This is a genomic window from Paenibacillus sp. UNC217MF, assembly GCF_000686865.1.
Classification (GTDB): domain Bacteria; phylum Bacillota; class Bacilli; order Paenibacillales; family Paenibacillaceae; genus Paenibacillus_B; species Paenibacillus_B suaedae.
This window is the reverse complement of record NZ_JMLT01000008.1, coordinates 82,251-101,930: the sequence shown is the minus strand read 5'-3', so window position 1 is coordinate 101,930 and position 19,680 is coordinate 82,251. Positions and strand designations below refer to the sequence as shown.

General features: G+C 44.9%; 15 protein-coding genes. 12 read left to right on the top strand and 3 right to left on the bottom strand.

Annotated elements, in window-relative coordinates:
• Positions 1 to 27 precede the first annotated feature (27 nt).
• From BP95_RS0103925 to BP95_RS0103880, 10 genes are all read left to right on the top strand, one after another.
• Positions 28 to 1,395 carry an ABC transporter substrate-binding protein gene (locus BP95_RS0103925; RefSeq protein WP_021253580.1) on the top strand — a complete coding sequence of 456 codons (1,368 nt, stop codon included), beginning with the start codon at positions 28 to 30 and terminating at the stop codon, positions 1,393 to 1,395.
• A 79-nt stretch (positions 1,396 to 1,474) separates the two neighbouring features.
• Complete coding sequence (locus BP95_RS0103920) at positions 1,475 to 2,785, top strand: ABC transporter substrate-binding protein (protein WP_021253579.1); 1,311 nt, start codon at positions 1,475 to 1,477, stop codon at positions 2,783 to 2,785.
• An 87-nt stretch (positions 2,786 to 2,872) separates the two neighbouring features.
• Positions 2,873 to 4,228: an ABC transporter substrate-binding protein gene (locus BP95_RS0103915; protein WP_021253578.1), complete on the top strand. Its 1,356-nt coding sequence runs from the start codon at positions 2,873 to 2,875 to the stop codon at positions 4,226 to 4,228.
• 73 nt (positions 4,229 to 4,301) lie between these two features.
• Complete coding sequence (locus BP95_RS0103910) at positions 4,302 to 5,699, top strand: ABC transporter substrate-binding protein (protein WP_028531453.1); 1,398 nt, start codon at positions 4,302 to 4,304, stop codon at positions 5,697 to 5,699.
• Positions 5,700 to 5,828: 129 nt separating this feature from the next.
• Positions 5,829 to 6,794, top strand: a complete 966-nt coding sequence (locus BP95_RS0103905) for a hypothetical protein (RefSeq protein ID WP_028531452.1) — start codon at positions 5,829 to 5,831, stop codon at positions 6,792 to 6,794.
• A 338-nt stretch (positions 6,795 to 7,132) separates the two neighbouring features.
• Positions 7,133 to 8,485 carry an ABC transporter substrate-binding protein gene (locus tag BP95_RS0103900; protein WP_021253574.1) on the top strand — a complete coding sequence of 451 codons (1,353 nt, stop codon included), beginning with the start codon at positions 7,133 to 7,135 and terminating at the stop codon, positions 8,483 to 8,485.
• A gap of 22 nt (positions 8,486 to 8,507) precedes the next feature.
• The gene (locus BP95_RS0103895; RefSeq protein WP_021253573.1) at positions 8,508 to 9,863 is read left to right on the top strand and encodes an ABC transporter substrate-binding protein; all 1,356 of its coding nucleotides are present in this window, start codon (positions 8,508 to 8,510) and stop codon (positions 9,861 to 9,863) included.
• A gap of 99 nt (positions 9,864 to 9,962) precedes the next feature.
• The gene (locus BP95_RS0103890; protein WP_028531451.1) at positions 9,963 to 11,300 is read left to right on the top strand and encodes an ABC transporter substrate-binding protein; all 1,338 of its coding nucleotides are present in this window, start codon (positions 9,963 to 9,965) and stop codon (positions 11,298 to 11,300) included.
• A 14-nt stretch (positions 11,301 to 11,314) separates the two neighbouring features.
• Positions 11,315 to 12,736, top strand: coding sequence for an ABC transporter substrate-binding protein (locus BP95_RS0103885; protein WP_028531450.1), 1,422 nt, complete (start codon positions 11,315 to 11,317; stop codon positions 12,734 to 12,736).
• 180 nt (positions 12,737 to 12,916) lie between these two features.
• Entirely contained in the window at positions 12,917 to 14,095 is a 1,179-nt protein-coding gene (locus tag BP95_RS0103880) for an acyltransferase (protein ID WP_021253570.1), read from the top strand.
• 55 nt (positions 14,096 to 14,150) lie between these two features.
• On the opposite strand, the gene BP95_RS0103875 is transcribed toward BP95_RS0103880, so the two are convergent.
• Positions 14,151 to 15,308, bottom strand: coding sequence for an MFS transporter (locus BP95_RS0103875; RefSeq protein ID WP_028531449.1), 1,158 nt, complete (start codon positions 15,306 to 15,308; stop codon positions 14,151 to 14,153).
• A 138-nt stretch (positions 15,309 to 15,446) separates the two neighbouring features.
• On the opposite strand from BP95_RS0103875, the gene BP95_RS0103870 reads away from it, so the two are divergent.
• Positions 15,447 to 16,331 (top strand): LysR family transcriptional regulator, encoded by an 885-nt coding sequence (locus tag BP95_RS0103870; RefSeq protein WP_028531448.1) that lies wholly within the window; start codon positions 15,447 to 15,449, stop codon positions 16,329 to 16,331.
• A 178-nt stretch (positions 16,332 to 16,509) separates the two neighbouring features.
• Here BP95_RS0103870 and BP95_RS0103865 read toward each other — a convergent pair whose 3' ends face one another.
• Complete coding sequence (locus BP95_RS0103865) at positions 16,510 to 17,397, bottom strand: fructose bisphosphate aldolase (protein WP_021253567.1); 888 nt, start codon at positions 17,395 to 17,397, stop codon at positions 16,510 to 16,512.
• Positions 17,398 to 17,899: 502 nt separating this feature from the next.
• Positions 17,900 to 18,409, bottom strand: a complete 510-nt coding sequence (locus BP95_RS0103860) for a C40 family peptidase (RefSeq protein WP_021253566.1) — start codon at positions 18,407 to 18,409, stop codon at positions 17,900 to 17,902.
• A 266-nt stretch (positions 18,410 to 18,675) separates the two neighbouring features.
• On the opposite strand from BP95_RS0103860, the gene BP95_RS0103855 reads away from it, so the two are divergent.
• Complete coding sequence (locus tag BP95_RS0103855) at positions 18,676 to 19,668, top strand: helical backbone metal receptor (RefSeq protein WP_021253565.1); 993 nt, start codon at positions 18,676 to 18,678, stop codon at positions 19,666 to 19,668.
• Positions 19,669 to 19,680: the final 12 nt, after the last annotated feature.

Below are 19,680 nucleotides of genomic sequence, written 5' to 3'. Positions count from 1 at the left end.
AGGAGCGAGGAAGGAGAGGCAGCAAGTATGGGGAAATCGAGAGTCACAATCACACTCCTTATGATAATCGCATTGATAAGTGGATGTGCCGGCAAGACGCTAGAGCATGACGAGTCCATACAGACAAGCAAAATCAAGGTGCTGTATCAGGATGAAGCTGCGTACTACGTCGATATCGACAAAATAAAAATGATGAACTATCCAGTGGATCAAATCGAATTTATTGTCCAGACGAACGAATTTGCCAAGTTCAAGAATGGAAAATCTCTCGATGAGTTTTACGAGGGGCAGAAAAAGTTCCTAGACAGACACAAGCCAGATGTCATTGTTGTTGACGAGAACCTGTTCTCGGATATCGCGCGGGAAGGGAAGCTCTATGACATGGAGGCTGATCTGCAAGATGAAAGTTTTCATCTAAATGAATTTATGCCAGGTCTGATCGATCGATTGAAAACCAGAGGGGAAGGGAAGCTGTATGGAATAGCCCCCTACTTCTATAGACAGGTCTTATTTTACAATAAGGACTTGTTCGAGAAGCATCACGTTGCTCCTCCACGAAGCAATATGACATGGGATGAAGTGCTAGAGCTGGCTGGACAAATCTCCGATCCCGGTTCGGGGAAGCGGGATTTTCACGGCATTTATCATACGTACTCCGCCGCTCCGGCGATGATGTACCAGATCGGTTCTTCTTCCGGACTGAGCTTGTTCGACGAGAAGGGGGAGAAGCTGCTGATCGATACAGACGGATGGAAGCATGTCATAAAGAAAATGACAGAAGCAGTGAGAAGCCGCGCGCTGCTTGTTCATCCAAAAGAGCGCAACATGACCCATGATGGGATTTTTTTAGATGGGGATTCTGCCATGTTAATCGGTGATCCATCCTTTATTCATGAAGATGTGATGCAGCCGGACGATAAGAGAAAATTACACAAAAAATGGGGCGTCCTGTCGCCGCCTGGCAATCCGAAGTTGGCAGAGGCGAATATGAAGCTGCCCTATGTGTATGCAGTAGCAGCAGATTCTGATAACAAGCAGGCTGCGATGGAATTCGTCAAATTCATCAATGGCAAGGAAACAATGGGGACATACTTCCAACGCTTTGTTTATGACTACGCGCCGACGCGCATGGGCAATCTGAATGATTTTGATTCAACAGTAACAGAGCCGTTCTATCAATTGAAGCCGCAGATGGAAGACGGCATATGGGACAACCGGAATGTACCTCGTGATTTCTTTCTCGTTTTCGAACCAATCTTGTCGGAAGAACTGCAAGCGGTCATTGACGGGAAGAAAACAGTAGACCAAGCCGCTGCCGAACTAAAGGAGAAGGGGCAAGCTGCATTACGCCAATTACGTGATAAAGAGCACACAAGTAATTTAACTTCCAAGTAAATACATGAGTCCCTTATTGGTAAACGTCGGGGTCTGTTCTTTGCGATAAATATGCGAGAAGGAGAGTAGGAGGATATCTATGAAAAGGGTATGGAGAACGGGGATTTTCATGCTGACGATCTTATCCCTGCTGAGCAGTTGCGGCGAACCAAGAGAAGAACTCGAGCCACTTCAAGCAGGAACAATCAAGGTCGTCTATCTCGATGAGGAATCATTCTATGAGGATTACGGGAAATACTTCAAACTACAATTTCCGCAAATTGATGTGGAAGTGATCAGCAAGTCGAAGCTCATCACCGAATTCAATCATGTTACTGATTATAAGGAAGCGACAAGGAAGTTCCTGAATACATACAGTCCTGATGTATTGCTGTTAGATGAGGAGATGTTCAAAGCCTTCGTTGAGGAGGGTAAGCTATATAACTTGGAGACAGCCATTCATCAAGATAACTTCGATGTGGATGGGTTCATGCCTGGACTTATCGACAAGCTCAAAGCGTTAGGCAAGGATGATCTGTACGGTCTTGTGCCGCGCGTCATCGTACATGCTCTGTACTACAATGCGGATCTGTTCAAGGAATATCAGGTTGAACCGCCGAGAAATAAAATGACCTGGCAAGAGCTAATGGAACTGGCAGCAAGATTTGCGGGTTCAGGAAGTAGCGGCCAGCACGTGTACGGCTTGGAGGAAACTTATTCCGATCCCGGACGCGAGGTACTGAATATCGGCTTCGATTCTGGATTACAGCTATTCGACGAGAAGGCAGAACAAGTGCTCATCAATACGGACGGCTGGAAAAGCGTCATGAAGCTCGTCACGGATGGAGTCCGCAGCGGGTCGGTGATTCTAAATTCGAATGGCAGCAACAAACACTTTATGAACAAAGAAGCGGCCATGATATTTGGTTCGCCAGATCTCATGCTGTCGCTCAAGCAGAACGGTATCCAAATGAATTGGGGCATCGCAACCATGCCCGTCCATTCAAATGATGAGTCCGTGAATATATCTTCACGTGAAATCTTCGCCATATCAGCCGCTTCTTCCAATAAGAGGGCAGCTTGGGAGCTGGTCAAGTTCGTAAACGGTGCAGACATGGCGAAATCCAATTCCAAAACATATAACGGGACATTGCCGTCGCGGACAGGATTTTTGAAGGAATACGACGGAAAAAGCCTAGAAGCCTTCTATATGCTAAAAGTGAAGGAAACAGCGCAAAAGTGGGGGAATGACCATGTTCCGGAATCTTTTTTTCGCCTGTTCGTGGAGCCGCTGCGAGCAGAAATGCAGGCTGTGATTGAGAATCGAAAAACGATTGATGAAGCAGCCGCCGTGTTGGAGGAAAAAGGACAAGGGGTGCTGATGCAGGCACGCAGCGAAACCGGAAAATAAGGAATCGTTGGTAGGAAGCGATGAGGCAGCGTACTCCACATATACATCATGTCACGAACGACAATAAAAAGGGGAAGCGAGCGAATTATGCATAGAAAATATAAACTAGTACTTCTATTGCTGACAATCACGTCACTATTGGGTGGATGCTTTGGCGGAAATTCAGAAATGGCGCCGCTGAAAGACGGCAAAGGGAAGCTTAAGATCGTGTATAAGGATGAGGAATCATTCAATCGGGATTATGGAAATTTATTTTTGATGAAATATCCGGATATTGAAGTTGAAGTCATCGCACAGGATGATTTGTTTGATCAATCCGAGCAGAATTCTTCCTTTGAATTAAATGAAGAAAAGAAGAGAGTAATAGAGAAGTATAAGCCTGATGTATTGCTGTTGAATGAGAGCATGTTCGAAGCCTTTGCCCAGGATGGGAGGCTGTATGACCTCGATATGGTCATCAACCAGGATAAATATGATATTGACGGATTCATGCCTGGGCTTATCGATAGGCTGAAAGAGAAGGGGAACGGGAAGCTGTTCGGATTGGCGCCTTATTTCGAAACACCTGTGTTGTATTACAATCGTGGACTGTTCAAACAATACAATATCGAACCGCCGCGAGATCAAATGAGCTGGAAAGAATTGTTGGACTTGGCCAGCAGATTCGCGAAAGAGGGGGCATATGGCCTGTATCAAACGGAGAAACCCGAGAAGCTTGTGTATGATATTGCGGCTGGATCTGGGCTTCGACTGGTTGATGCCAAAGGAGAGAAACTGCTTATTCAATCCGAGGGCTGGAAGGAAGCTGTAACAATGACCACGGAGGCGATCCGCAATAAGTCCGTATACATCCCGGAGCAAGACGCCAACAATGAGCGTATGGATTGCTATTACGAGCCTTTTCATCAAGAAAAAGCCGCGATGACATTTCAAGAGTCCTGGTTCTCTGTTCGTTTGAAAGAAGTTCCGATGTATGAAAAAACGCCGAATATCGATTGGGGCATTGTTACGACACCGGTCGATCCTGCCAGCCCGAATGAATCAGCCTATGTGCATTTGTCAGAAATTTATGCGATATCCGCAAATTCTGAAAATAAGCGGGCAGCATGGGAATTTATCCAATTCGTAAATGGAACGGACATGGCTCAGGTTGCGACGCTGGGGAATAACGGGAAGCTGCCTACGCGTACAGGCTATTTTAAAGATTTAGAAGGCAGAAGCACGGAACCGTTCTATCTCTTGAAGCCGAAACAAGGAAAAGGACTGTTAGATGACAAGAACATTCCTCACGGGTTTTATGACCTGTTCGACCCGTTATTAGCAGAAGCATTGCAAGCGATCATTGATAAACAGAAAACGATAGATGAAGCCCTCGCAGAGCTGGAGATGAAGGGGCAGCAAGCATTAATAAAAGCGCGTGAAACGGCGGCGAAGAAATCGTAAGGGAATCTCAATTCTGGTTCCCGAATATGAAGAGCCATATACATAACGAAGCAAGGGAGAGAGGGAATTGCGAGTGCGGACTAGCTGGAAAATGGGGATAATGCTTCTCATCATCATGTTATTAGTAAGCGGTTGTTTTGGTAGAGAATCGGAAGTAGAGACCTTCAATAAGGTAAAAGGGACAATTAGAGTCGTCTATCAGGATAAAGAGGCATTTTATCGAGATTATGGGCAATTGTTCAAACTGAAGCAACCTGATATTGATGTTGAAGTAGTGAGTAAATCGGAGTTGTACTCCAAGTTCGGAGATCCTGAATTCGATTTTGAGAAAGAGTCGCAGAAACTGCTGGACAAGTATAAGCCCGATGTATTGCTGCTGGATGAGACATCGTTCAAAGAATTTGCCCAAGGCGGGAAGCTGTATGCAATTGATGGAGTCATTAAGCGAGATCGTTATGATATCGAAGGGTTCATGCCAGGTCTTACCGACAGGCTCAAAGCAATGGGCAAGGGGACATTGTATGGACTCTCCCCCACTATAGATACCACTGTATTATACTATAATCGTGATATATTCAAGGAGCATAATATTGAACCTCCTCGAAATCAAATGAGCTGGAGGGAATTTTTTGAACTGGCGACAAGCATATCGAATGCAGGCGGTACGGATAAGCATCTGTATGCGCTAGCCCAAGAATATGGCGGAGCAGACAGCCTGATGTATGAAATTGCTTCCTCAACAGGCTTGAGGCTGTTCGACACGAAGGGAGAGCAGCTGTTGATCAACTCGGAGGGCTGGAAGGTGGCCATCCAGCAGGCGACGGATGCGGTGCGAAGCAAGGCACTGTATATACCACCAGCTAATAAAGGTCCGCAGCCCATTGAACCGGAGAAAGGGCTCTTCTTCACAGGTAAGGCTGCAATGAAGCTGGGAAGGCCGTGGGATTTGGCGCATTTAAGGAATAAGAAAGCCGAGAAAATCAATTGGGATGTTGTGACAGCTCCGATCGATCCTGCGACACCCGATGAAACCGGAAATATAACCATTCACGAAATTTATGCGATCGCAGCTGATTCCGGCAATAAGGAGGCCGCATGGGAACTCGTCAAATTTATAAACGGCACGGAAATGGCTAAGGTGGCAGCTCGAACGACTGTCGGCATGATCCCTACCATTCCTTCCAGACCGGAATATTTCAAGGAATTGGACGGCAGAAGCACGGAAGCATTCTATGCATTGAAGCTGAAGGAACTGTCCGCATTGGATGCTTTGTGGGGCAACAAGAATGTCCCTGATGACTTTAACAGTTCCTTCTGGCTATTGTTGTCCGAAGCGCTGCAATCCATCATTGACAATAAGAAATCGGTGGATGAGGCGGTGAATGAACTGCAGACGAAGGGCCAAGAAGCGCTTCGGGTCGCGCATGATCTAGCGCAAGAGAAACGATTGCGCGGCAAAGACAACAAATAAATGACGAATTGTGAAAATTCATTTCTGATTTTATTCTTAAATTTTATTCATTGAATGTTAAGTTGAGTATTAGATGCTCAATGTTAGCATAAAAGGGAGGTTTACATATGAAACTAAGGAGAAAATAAGATGAATGTAAACAAAACAATTCTAGCGGCTATGATTGTGTCAAGTATGTTGGTTACAGTGGCAGGCCCAATTCCTGTAGGAGCAGAGGCAGCGCATGAGCAGGAGCAAACGAATAATAAGAAGGTTCAAATTGACAAAACGATGGCAGTCAAATTGCAAAAAGCGGTAAATCAATTTGCTGGAAAAGAGATTAAGCTGCAGAATGTTGCCGAGTCATTGGGCGGTTCAGAGGCGAAGGTTACATCGGTAGATGGTAAGTACACTGTCTACTTTAATGATAAAGGAGGAGTATGGTCGATAGACGGAGCGGTTCCACTTGATAAAATCAGCAAAGAGACTCAGGAGAAGGTTCTGAAAGCACTGAAAAAGGCATACGCAAAGAAAACATACGTCCTTGATAAAGAAGCGATTCTAATGCGGCCTTATGATGGAAAAAAGGAGAAACTAAAAGATCATTTCGCGTATGCTTTGACAGGGAAAGGTTTTCAGGCAGTATGGAGGAGTGGAACAGATTTTGTCAGTGAGGTTACAATTAAGCTTGCCAAGAAAGAACTCGATTCAAAATGGCAGGAAATGGCATCGAAAGCGATGAAAACGGCTTTCGATCATGATTTGAATGTAACAGAGGCGTTGCTTGTTTCTAGCGGGGAAAATTATCATATGTTGTCAATTAAGGATAATGCAGTATCTCTTGAGATGGATGCGATAAAGGGAAAGATTGTGAACGTATTTCATCATACAAGAAAAAAAGAAATGACCGACCAAAGGATTACGGCAAAAGATGCACAGGAAGTGGTCGCTCCGCTTGCCAAGGAATTATTCAATATCGATATTACGGGATATGAAGTGAAATGGGACAACACAAATAAAGATTACGGTTTCGTTAAAGGCAAAGAAACGATAATGAGAGCAGCATTGGATGCCGATAAGAACGCGGTGTATATTTTATCAGATGGCCCAGCATGATTGCTGTGCCAATAGACGTTATTGGTCTAAAAATAGAATTACAATATGAATGCCAAATTTGTACAATAACTAATCTGAATGTCTAAAATCCGTTAAAGTTCACACTTTGACGGATTTTTTTTATTGCGTACCTATTGCGATTAACATCCGAATGACGTGCCGCTGACTTGCGTTAAGTGCACAGATCGCCGATAAGGATACTTTTCTGACTAGTAAATTTCGCAATGTGTCACATTTCACATCATCCAGATTGTTATATATAGGAAAGCCTCATGAGAGGGTGAATCTAAAACGGTTTCCTACCCCGGGGGAAAAAGCAGAGATGGAGAAGGAGAGATATGAACAAAGTTTGGAAAGTTTCAATTCTACTCGTATTGATCATGTCATTCATAGGCGGGTGCTTCGGCAAGAAGGAAGTGCTGCAACCGCTTGAGCCAAGCAAGATCAAAGTGATTTACCAAGATGAAGACGCATTTTACCGTGATTACGGAAAGTACTTCAATATGAAATATCCGCAGATTGAAGTCGAAGTCATTCCACAGGTTCAGGTGCTCAAAAATCTCGGTAAAATGATCCGCGCGGATGAATACGAGGCGGAAGTAAAGAAGCTGCTCGAAAAAACGGACGCAGATGTATATATGCTGGACAGCGGAATGTTCAAGCAGTTCGCCACCGACGGGAAGCTTTATGATCTTGAGGAAGCCATCCGGCAGGACGGCTATAATATCGAGGAGTTTATGCCGGGACTTATCGATTCGATCAAAAACCTGGGCAACGGGAAGCTGTATGGGCTGGCTCCACAAGTAAGCATTGGAGCTCTGTACTATAACACAAAATTGTTCAAGGAAAATCAAATTGATCCGCCGACGAACAAGATGACCTGGGAAGAGGTGCTGCAATTAGCAGCGAGATTTTCTAATGTTAAAAATGGAAACCGTCCTGTGCATGGCTTGTACTTTTCGAATGGCCATGCAGGCAATTTGATGTTCGATATCGCCGATACTTCCGGCTTAAAGTTCTTCGATCCGAAGGGGAAGAAGGTGCTTATCAATTCGGATGGATGGAAAAAAGCAATGAAAATGGCTGTGGATGCTGTACGCAACAATGCGGTTTATTTCCGTTCAGAAGATCAGATGTATTCGTCAAAAAGCGACTTTTTTGATGATGGTGTGGCTGCGATGACTATATTCGGCCCACCTGCTACATATGCCGTTAGATTTAATGAGGACGAGCCGGTAGATTGGGAGGTCGTCACTGTCCCAATTGAGCCTGGGGTGGAATCGACGAATGTTTCCTTTTATCCGCTTTTTGCGGTTTCTGCGAATTCGACCAACAAGCGCGCTGCTTGGGAATTCGTCAAGTTTACAAGCGGATCAGAAATGGCTCATGCCCGATCACGGACGATGACTGGTAATTTACCTTCACGTACCGGTTATTTGAAGGAATTCAAGGGCAAGAGCATGGAACCGTTCTATATGCTGAAGACTCAGCACAACAGCGTCTGGATGAATGACTATGTCCCATTTCCTTTCTTCGGGAAGTTCTATAAGACGCTGGAGGAAGAGCTTCAGGCCGTTATCGATCACAAGAAGTCAGTAGATGAAGCGGCTGCCGCCTTGGAGATAAAGGGACAGGAGCTATTATCCAAATTGCAAGAAGAAGCAAAGCAGAAAACAAAAGGAAAGTCATAAGTAAGGAAACGGGTGAGAAAACGTGCATCACAAATGGAAAATAACGATCCTGCTGCTAACGATCGTTTCCTTAATGAGCGGTTGCTTGGGCAAGAAGGAAGTGCTGGAACCGCTGCAGCCAAGCAAAATCAAGGTGGTCTACCGGGATGAGGACGCCTTCTACCGCGATTACGGGAAGTATTTTCATATGAAATATCCGCAAATTGAGGTCGAGGTTATTCCCGAGATGCAGGTGCTGAAAAAGCTTGGGAAAATCATTAATGCGGATGACTATTTTGTAGAAAAAAAGAAGCTGCTGGAGAACTCGGGCGCGGATGTATTTTTACTGGACGATTATGTATTCAAGATCTTTGCCCAGGATGGCAAGCTGTATGATTTGGAGGACGCGATCCGCCAAGATGACTTTGATGTGGATGGATTTATGCCGGGATTGCTGGACAAGATCAAAAGTTTGGGCAACGGGAAGCTGTACGGACTGGCGCCATCCTTCAACAGGGAGGTTTTATATTATAACAAGGCCTTATTTAAGGAGCATCAAATCGAATCACCGAGGAACAACATGACCTGGCAGGAACTATTTGATTTAGCCGCGAGATTTTCTAATGTCGGTGCTGGCGGCAATAAGGTGTACGGCTTGTATGAATACTTCGGAGATCCTGGCAGGCTGATGTATCAAATCGCTGATACATCCGGCTTAAGACTGTTCGATCCAAAGGGAGAGAAGGTGCTTCTAAATTCAGAGGGCTGGAAAGATGCAATGAAGCTGGCAGTGGGTGCGGTACGCAATAAATCGGTATTTTTCCATCCTGAGAGTCAAACGTATACGCAAAAAAGCTATTTTTTCGAAGGGAAAGCCGCAATGATGGTTGCGAATGCTTTCGTAATGATGGAATTGAAGCAGCGACCTACTTATGTGGAGGGAGAAAAGCCGATAGATTGGGGCGCAGTCACGGTGCCAATTGATCCTGCGGAGCCATCGCAATCAATTTCTCTTTTCGAAATCGCTGCAATTGCAGCCGACTCGCCGAATAAGCGTGCAGCCTGGGAATTCGTCAAGTTCGTGAATGGGGAGGAAATGGCCCAATCTCGTTCAAGAACAATAAACGGTTCACTCCCGTCACGTACTGGCTATGCAAAGGAGATCGACGGCAAGAGCATGGAGGCATTCTATCTGCTGAAGGTCAAGCAGGGGAACACGTTATGGATGAATGAGCATGTTCCAGATATCTTCTTCCGATTGTTCGATAAGCCGCTGCAGGAAGAGATGCAAGCCGTTATTGATAATAAGAAATCAGTGGACGAAGCGTTAGCCGAGCTGGAGATCAAGGGGCAAGAGGTACTCCTAAAAGCGCGCGAAGCAGCGGAGAAGAAGCCTTAAAAAGGCTTCACAAGCTATCTATGCTTACATTTCACAATAGAAGAAGCAAAGGGTTCGCTACTACGTACAGGTTTAATCAAAAAAAGGAGCTAGAAAAATATGCATCATAGATGGAAAGTTGCAATTCTGCTGTTGACGATCGTCTCCTTAATGAGCGGTTGCTTGGGCAAGAAGGAAGTGCTGGAGCCATTGCAGCCTAGCAAAATCAAGGTGCTTTATCAGGATGAGGATGCCTTCTACCGAGATTATGGTAAGTATTTTCATATGAAATATCCTGAAATTGAAGTCGAAGTCATTCCGCAGACTCAGATACTCAAAAATCTCGGCTCTTCGATTAATGGAGAAGATTGGGATGCGGAAATGAAGAAACTGCTAGAAAACTCCGGTGCTGACGTATTAAGGATGGGCACGGATATGTTTCCGTTATTTGCGAAAAATGGCATGTTGTATGAGTTAGAGGATGTAATCCGGCAGGACGACTATGATATGGAGGGCTTTTTGCCGGGGGTCATCGATAGAATGAAAAGCTTAGGCAACGGCAAGTTATATGGGCTTGCTCCTTATATAGATCGACAGGCTTTATACTATAACGCAGCATTGTTCAAAGAGCATCACATCGAACCGCCGAAGAATAATATGACCTGGCAGGAAGTGCTTGATTTGTCTGCAAGATTTGCCAATATCGGAAGCGGCGAGAGTAAGGTGCACGGGTACTACGAATGGATAGGAAGCTTACGCTACTTCTTGTTCAGAATCGCCGATACCTCTGGATTGAGACTGTTCGATCCGAAGGGAGAGAAGGTGATTCTGAACACTGAGGGCTGGAAAAAAGCGATCAAGCAGACAACAGATGCGATGCGTAGCAAAACGGTATTTTTCCATCCGGAAGGCCAGATTTATTCGCAAAAAAGTTATTTTTATAATGATCAAGCTGCGATGATGATAAGCAATGCTTACACATCCCTGGAGCTTATCAATAACAAGAAAGATTGGGGTGTAGTTACGGCGCCAATAGATCCTGCAATGGATTCTTCAAGTATCGACTTTGAATTCATCTATGCAGTTGCAGCCGATTCAGCCAACAAGCGTGCAGCCTGGGAATTCGTCAAGTTCGTAAATGGCCCGGAAATGGCGCAGGCCCGCTCTCGTACACTGAAGGGCCAGCTTCCTTCGCGCAACGGCTATATGAAGGACATAAAGGGCAGAAGTACGGATCCGTACTATACGCCAAAGATCAGGGCGGAGAACAACATTGAGAGAGATGAGCGTATCCCATCCGAGTTCTTCCCATCATTCGATAAGCTGCTGCGTGTGGAGCTGGATGCCGTCGTCGCGAACGAGAAAACAGTTGATGAGGCAGCAGCTGCTCTTGAGGAGAAGGCACAGGAATTGCTAATGAAAGTACGAGAATCTGCAAACAAAGACAAGGCAAAATAGGGAGCGTGTAGTACGTGTTGAAAAATGGAAAGACCGTCATTATGCTGTTGACGATCATATCACTCTTAAGCGGTTGCTTTGGAGAACGATCAGAGCTTGCGCCATTAAAGGACGGCAAGGGGAAAATCAGGGTCGTCTATCAAGATGAAGATCGATTTTATAGTGATTATGGGAACTTCTTTAAAATGATGAACCCTGATATCGACATTGAGGTTATCAGTGAAGCAGAATTATTTGACGAAGCAGAAAAAAACGAGGCATTCAATTTGACAGAGGAAAAGAAAAAGCTGCTCGATAAATACAAGCCGGACGTGCTGTTTTTGAATGAAAGCATGTTTGAGGCCTTCGCTCAAGAAGGAAAGTTGTATGACATTGAACCGGCTATTAGCCAGGATCAATACAAGCTGGACGGATTCATGCCTGGACTTATTGATAGGCTGCGGGCAAAAGGGAACGGAAAGCTATACGGGCTTACTCCATCCTTTGAGACAAACGTCATCTATTATAATCGCAATTTGTTCAAGAAGTATCAAATTGAGCCGCCAAACGGGAAAATGACGTGGAAGGAGCTTCTTGATCTGGCAGAGAGATTTGCGAGCGTTGAATCAGGAAAGAAGCAAGTGTTTGGTTTGTATCAAACGAAAGGGCCAGCAAGTTTGATGTATGATATCGCTGCTGCATCGGCACTTAAGCTAGTTGACGCGAAGTCAGGCAAGCTGTTGATCGATTCGGATGGTTGGAAAGAAGCGATGAAGATGACGGCAGATGCAGTCCGCAATCATGCGGCTTATGCTCCTCCTCCAATGAAGGAAGGCGAACAGCTTGATGGATACGATGACGCCGACTATGAGAAACATAGAGACTACTTGAAGCAGTACAGCCGATCTAACGAGATGTTCTACATGGGTCAAGCTGCAATGACGATTCAAGCGCCGTGGTTTGCTTCCTTCTTGCGGGATATTCCCTACTACTCGAAGACACCGGAGATCGACTGGGGCGTTGCAGCCGCGCCTGTTAATCCTGCTAAGCCCGATGAATCGGCTTACGTGAAATTGTCGGAGATCTATGCCATATCTGTAGATTCTCCCAACAAGCGGGCGGCTTGGGAATTCGTCAAGTTCGTGAACGGGCCGGAAATGGCACAGGTCGCTGGGAAGGCAATGAACGATACGCTCCCCACGCGGTCAGACTATTTCAAGGATTTTAGAGGGCGGGAAACGGATGCGTTCTATCTGTTAAAGCCAATGCAAGTCAGTGGAGTGTCTGATAAAAAGAGTATTCCGGCAGGATTCCATTCCGAATTTGATGCTTTACTGTCGGATGCATTAAATTCTGTGATTGAAAAAGAGAAAACACTGGATGAGGCGGTTGCTGAGCTTCAAATCAAGGGACAAGAGATATTGGATAGGTCGCGGGAAACCAAGCAGCAAAAGTAAATGTTCAGAAGAAGATCGAGAGCAGGGACGAAATGTTCCCGCACTCGGTCTTTTTTTGTGCTACAATTTTTATATAAAAAATTTTTTTGTCAATGTCACATTTTTGGCTTTTCGATTGTTAGATATGGTGAGGAGCACTTTTCGTATGATAAGAAAACTCAAATGAGGAGTTGTAAATACGTGACAAAGAGAGAACGAATACAAGAGCTCGATGCATATCGGGCACTTGCTATCATGGCGGTGCTGGCGATCCATGCGACATCGGAAGCGCTGGCAGCGACAATCGGCAGTCGGGCATACCCGCTTTACTTATTGATAAATACCTTTAGTAAATTTGCCGTACCCGTTTTTATTTTTTTAAGTGGGTTCGTATTGTTTTATAATTATGCGGACAAGCCGTTAAGCGGAGGAACGATACGACAGTTTTACCGGAAACGATTACTGTACATATTAGTACCATACCTTGTTTTTTCCGCCTTCTATTATTTATTGAAGCTCTATCGCAGCGACATGTTATTCGATCTATCGTGGGCGGTGGCATATGACTTTATAAAAGCTCTGTTCGGCGGCAGGGCGTATACGCACCTCTATTACATAATTATTATGGTTCAGTTTTATATATTGTTTCCGTTATTGCTGGCTGTATTCCAAAAGATGCGTCGGACTGTGCCGCTCATGTTCCTGGCAGCTGCACTGCTCCAATGGGGATTTATCATTGTTAATAAGTATGGTTGGCAAATCCCAAGAGGGAATCTGGCAATCTCCTATCTGTCATACTTCATATTCGGGGCATGGATCGCTATGCATTACGAATCGATCCGGAATTGGCTTGTTCACTTGTCGAAGGGATATAAGCAAATCGCAGGCTGGGTCGTCTTATGGAGTGTGTGGATTGGGCTTGGAATCTATCATGCATACATGTTTTATCGCGCGAATGTTGGCAAGATATTCGTCAACACCTTGTGGTATGAGCTCGTTTGGTATATTCATTCCTTATTGTCGTGCATCATTTTGATTCAAATCTCATTTGTTCTATTTTACCGTTGTGGAAGAAAAGTATCTTCCTGGGTGACTTCCATCGGAGCATGCTCATTCGGCATATATTTGCTGCATCCGTTCCTGCTCTTTATTTATCGGAAAATAGGGATTAAGGGAAATATGCTCGAGTATGCACTGTATATTGCAGGCGGCTGGATATTTGCCTTCATTGGTTCTTGGTTCATCGTATATATGATTTCGCGTGTTACTTCGTGGTCATGGATTGCATTCGGCATTGTTCCGGTTCAGGACAAGGACAGCAAAAGCCGTATTGTGGACAAACCGCATCACGAAGCGAATGTACGCAATTTATCGGAATGATAGAAAGAAGGATGGGCTTCATTATGAAGTCCATCCTTTTTTTGTAGTAAGCGCCTTATGTTGATGTGCGGATTCTACTGGTACGTGCCTTGTGCATGAAGAAGCATTGAAGCAAGAATCCAGCGACGAGAACCATTCCTGCGAGATAGGGGAGATTGGCAGGATCTGCATTCCGCTCAAGCAAGGCACCGAAGGTCATTGTACCGACAGATCCCGCCAAATAGTTCATTGAGCTAAGCAGTGCGATAGAGATTGTCGCGTGGCTTGGGCTGATTTCAACAAGTGTTTTCTGCTGGGCAGCTATGGATGCCCAACCCGCTGCACCCCACAGTATGAGCAAGAATGCGAGACTTGCTGCGTTTTGATGAACACTACCCATGAGCATCATGGACATCATTAGCAGGATGATCAGAATAAGCATAATCGTTCGCGGACGCTTATATCGATCCATAATTGAGCCAATCAAGAAGCTTCCGGCGATTCCGCCCAGCCCCCACATCCAAATGAACCAAATCGATTGCTCATATTCGAATGCGGCGATGATTCGATCCAAATACGTATATAATCCTAGGCTGCAAAAGCTTAAAATCGCCGTAACAAGCATTACGAGCGTGATTTGCTTATTTTGGAACAGCGACAATCTATCGCTCAACGTCGGCAAGCTATTGCTCTGAATTGTAGGAAACTGACTCGCTAGTGCCATTATGCCCAAGAGACCGACAATTACAATAAACCACATTGTCAATCGCCAATTATACAAGGAAGAAATATAAATCCCTAACGGCACGCCGATTACCGTTCCAGCACTCATGCCAAACAAGATCAAACTTAAGGCTCGACCTCGCTGCCCTTCAGGAGCAAGATGAACGGCCGCAGAGGATGCCAATGGCGAATATAACCCCGCTCCGATTCCAGCTATTCCCCTAGATATTAGCAATACGCCAAAATGATGCGTAATCGCAGTCATGATATTGGCCAATGTAAAGAGCGATAATGCAGCAAGTAAAATATGTTTCGTATTTGCTCGACTTAAGATAGCTGCAAAGAATGGAGCTGCGATGGCATAGCATAGGGTGAACGTACTGACTGATTGTCCAGCTGCACCAATAGAAATGTTGAAGTCTCCTGCGATAAGGGGGAGTATTCCGGCCATCACATAGGCATCAGCACCTAAGGCGAACATGCCGAATAGTAGAAGTGTAATGTTTCTCAAGATGATCACCAACCTTATGATAATATGCATGAAACACATGGATCGCTGTAAGAGCAAGCATCTGTTCTGAATGTATTGTATCGAGTATACTTATATTAGTGAAATTAATGTTTGGCATGAAAGGTATGAGGATAACTCATGACATTGGCGCGCTATGAAGTGTTCATGAAGGTAGTGGAGCAGGGGAATTTCACGAAGGCTGCTGAGCAGTTGAATATGACTCAGTCTGCGGTTAGCCATGCGATTGCGAGTTTGGAGAAGGAGCTTGGTCATGCGCTGCTGAATCGAGGCAAGCAAGCTAAGATTAGTACGACGGTGTTAGCAGATCGTCTTATTCCGCATATGATGCAAATTCTGCGCAGCGAAGCAATTATTCGCGAGGAAGTATCGCTAGAGAACAACCAGCTTGAAGGTTTGCTTAGAATTGGTGCTTTTACAAGTGCAGCGTCACAATTGCTGCCACCGATGATTGCACAAATCAAAAAACATCATCCGCGTGTGAAAGTGATTTTATTTGAGGGAACGTATGAAGAAGTTCAAGAATGGATTCGAAAGGGAACTGTGGATATTGGATTTATGATGAATGCGGGACAGAACCAAGATCTGCATCAAGTATTCATTCTTGAAGATGAGCTTGTCATCGGTATGTCGCCGAAGCACCCACTTGCACAGCTGGACACAATCGATATCTCGCAGCTTGAGGGTGTCGATTTCATCATGCCTCTGGCGTCCTATCATTCACAGGTGATGGAGTGTCTGTCCAATCATGGGGTGACGCCAAATGTGCTGATGGAAGTCCTGCATTGTAACACGATTATGAATATGGTATCCCAAGAGATCGGTGTTACCATTGGGCCAAAGCTGTTGTTTCAGTCCAATGAGCAGATCGCGATCAGACCATTGAAGCAGGCGACAAGTCGTCCCATCAGTCTGGTCTATCGAACGGTGAGTCCTACGATTGAAGCCTTTCTAACAAGTAATCAGCTGTGTTCATTAGAAGGTACCACTCAATCTACTAAGTGAATGGAATACGAACAATCCTTGCGTCTATATATCGGATCTCATCTTGTACCGGCGGGATAGTTAAGGGTTAAGTAAACAAAAAACTCCCGTGAATGGCTGCATTCACGGGAGTTCCTTTCATATTTACACACATGACTGTCCACTGCTAATTGAGATGTCCGTCATGCAAGCATTTGTGTTAGCTAATGGAGGCTTCGTAGATGGAATGAATAGAGCGGGACAGAGTCTCATCGAATTCCTCAGCTGTCTGCTGCGCTGTTAATCCTACCGACAAGGCGCGTGAGAAGCTGGCAATGAGTCCATGATTGCGAGCCAGTCTTTCATTCGCCTCATCTTGATCGTATCCGCCTGACAAGGCTACAACGCGGAGCACATGCGGATCTTCAATCAATTCACGATAGAAATTATCGACAGTAGGGATGGACAGCTTCAGCATGACTCTTACGTCTTCGCCAAGCGCATTCAATTGCTTCAGAAGCTCATCCTTCAATAGTTGTTCTGATTGCTGCTTGTCCTTGCTATAGATGTCGACTTCAGGTTCAATAATTGGGACAAGACCCATAGACCAAATCTGCATGCCGACTTCGAATTGCTGTTCGACTACTTTACGTATTCCTTCTGCGTTCGCTTCCTTAATGACTGAGCGCATCTTCGTGCCGAAAATATGCTTCTTGACTGCACGCTTCAGTAGGTCGTTCAGATCAGGCATAGGCTTCATCAGTTGAACACCCTGTTCAAGATCAGCCAATCCTTTGTCCACCTTCAAAAAAGGTACGATGCCTTTCTTTTCCCACAAATAATCTGCGGTAAACTGTCCATCGATCGTCCGATCCATCGTATTCTCAAATAAGATGGCCCCCAATATGTACTTCGAATCAAATGCTGTGCTCGTAATTATGCGTGTGCGCATCTCGTGAACCTGCTCGAACATTTCCTCGTCATTGGAGTAACGATCTTCTGTAACCCCATATTGCAGCAGAGCCTTCGGCGTGCTACCGCCACTCTGATCCAATGCTGCAATAAAACCCTCTCCCGTATGAATTCGTTCCACTTGTTCCTTGTTCATTGATGTTTCTCCTTCCTATGTGTGGGATGGATGACCTCGACACTTCGTATACGCAACGTATCTAAGAATGAGGTCATAATAGAAACAGAACTTGACGCGTTCACATGAGCCTAGGCGTTCAAACCGTATTGAACCAATCTAGAAGCATTCGTTCATCGGTTAGGTTTGCCCATACGTCAGGTAGAGTTTCTTATATTGTACAATAAATAATCGTTCTATGCACCGACATATCACCACTAGTTCATAAGCGCTGCTGCTGCAGTGTGATCCGATCGGATATAACATATATCGAACCGATAATGAGGAGTGGAAACTGCAGTAAATAGGTCAGGGGGAGAAGTTGGAGAGGACAATATATTCTTCGTTATCCTTATTCATTCCTCGGAAGGGTAAAAAGAAGAAGAGCTCATATCCGAATGATACGGGCTCCTCTATTTATTCTGCTTCAATAATTTCTTTTACTTAACAACTGAATGTTAGGAAGTGCTCGTCCAATTCACGCTTATTTAATCACACGACGTGCTGTTTTAAAGGTCTTGTCCCACGCGCTGCCTTTAAAGTTGGAAATCGTCACTCCTACACCTTTCTTATACGTGTGGATGACCTTGTTATTGCCCATATATACCGATACGTGATTGATGATGCCATCACGATTCGTGTCAGAGAAGATAAGGTCTCCCGCCTTCAATTGACTCTTAGAGACTTTCGTACCCACTCGCGATTGCTCTCTGGAAGAGCGTGGTAGTTTAATCCCATGCTTTTTGAAGATATATTGTGTAAAGGAAGAGCAATCGAAAGCACTCGTTCTTCCTGATTTTGCACCAAATACATAAGGGATTCCCATATATTTCTTGCCTGTTTGAATCACTTTATTTGCTACGGAAGTAGAGGATGCTGCTTCCACCTTCATGACTGCAGCGTCACTAACAATGCTACCCGACAAGGCGAGCGTTGCGCATATTCCGATGCTGAGTAGAGTTTTTCCCATTCGTGTTGCCATGATGTTGTTCATGTTGTAATCCTCCTTATGGATAAACAAATGTGATAGCCGACTAGTTGACTCGCAATCAGCATAGCATATCTTTTTGCGTCCATAATCTTCCTTCGATCCGTGAATCCCGCACCACTACAGCAAATATCGAGCTTTATGATAATCAAATGAGAATCAGATTAAAAATATCATTGATAATGAGAATCAATATCTATATAATGAGAATCGTTATCATAATATTGATAATCATTCTCATACATAAGGTAATAAGGAGGCTTACATAATCAATGAAAGTAATTAAATATGGGGTCATCGCACTCATGATCGTCGTGCTTGCCGCTTGCGGGAATGCGAAGGGGGAGTCGAAGGAGGCAGGTTCGATACCTACGGCTGCGTCGACAACAAATTCAGGTCAAGACTCGCCAAATCATGTTGATAAGAAGCCGGAAGAAGACCCAGAAGTAGAGAAGCTCTTGAAGCAATTCGGGACGAAGCAGCCAGAGAAGATAGTGACATTATCAGTCTCCATTACAGAGATTTTGAACGAAATCGGGGTAACGCCAGCTGGTGTCCCTAAGTCAAGCAATAAACTGCCAGAAGCATTTGATAACGTCCCCCGTGTAGGTTCTTCACACCAGCCTGATCTCGAGCAAATCGCTAAACTGCAGCCAGATGTAATCGTAAGCCCAATGTCTATTAAAGACAGCATTGAGAAGAAGTTGAAGCCAGCGTCATTGCCTACGGCTTATTTGCCGGCAGATTCGTTAGAACAGTTGAAATTATCAACGACTGTACTAGGACGTGTGTTCGGCCGAGAAGCCAGGGCAAATGCTTATCTGGAGAAGATTCAGCATGAGGAGCAGACGGTACTTGATTCCGTGAAGGGCAAGCCTGCACCAAAGGTAATGATTCTGTTTGGTTCAGCTGAAGCCTTAATGCTAATGAATGACAATACATTCGCCGGAAGTATTGCTCGCAATTTGGGTGCTACAAATGTATTGTCTGACGTCATGAAGAAGTCAGAGGACTATGTACCGCTCAATATGGAGAGTGTGATAGCTGCAAATCCTGATGCCATCTTGCTGGTCGCGCACGGCGATCCGAATGCGGTTGCCAAGAAATTTGAGGATGACGTGAAGAAGAATGGCGCTTGGGAAAAAATGAATGCCTTTAAAAAAGGAAAATTGAAGGCTCTTGATTCCAAATTGTACGGTATTGCGTCTATAGTCAAGGCGCCTGCAGCCTATAAAGATATGGCACACATTCTATTTGGTGAATAAGGGGTTCTTGCG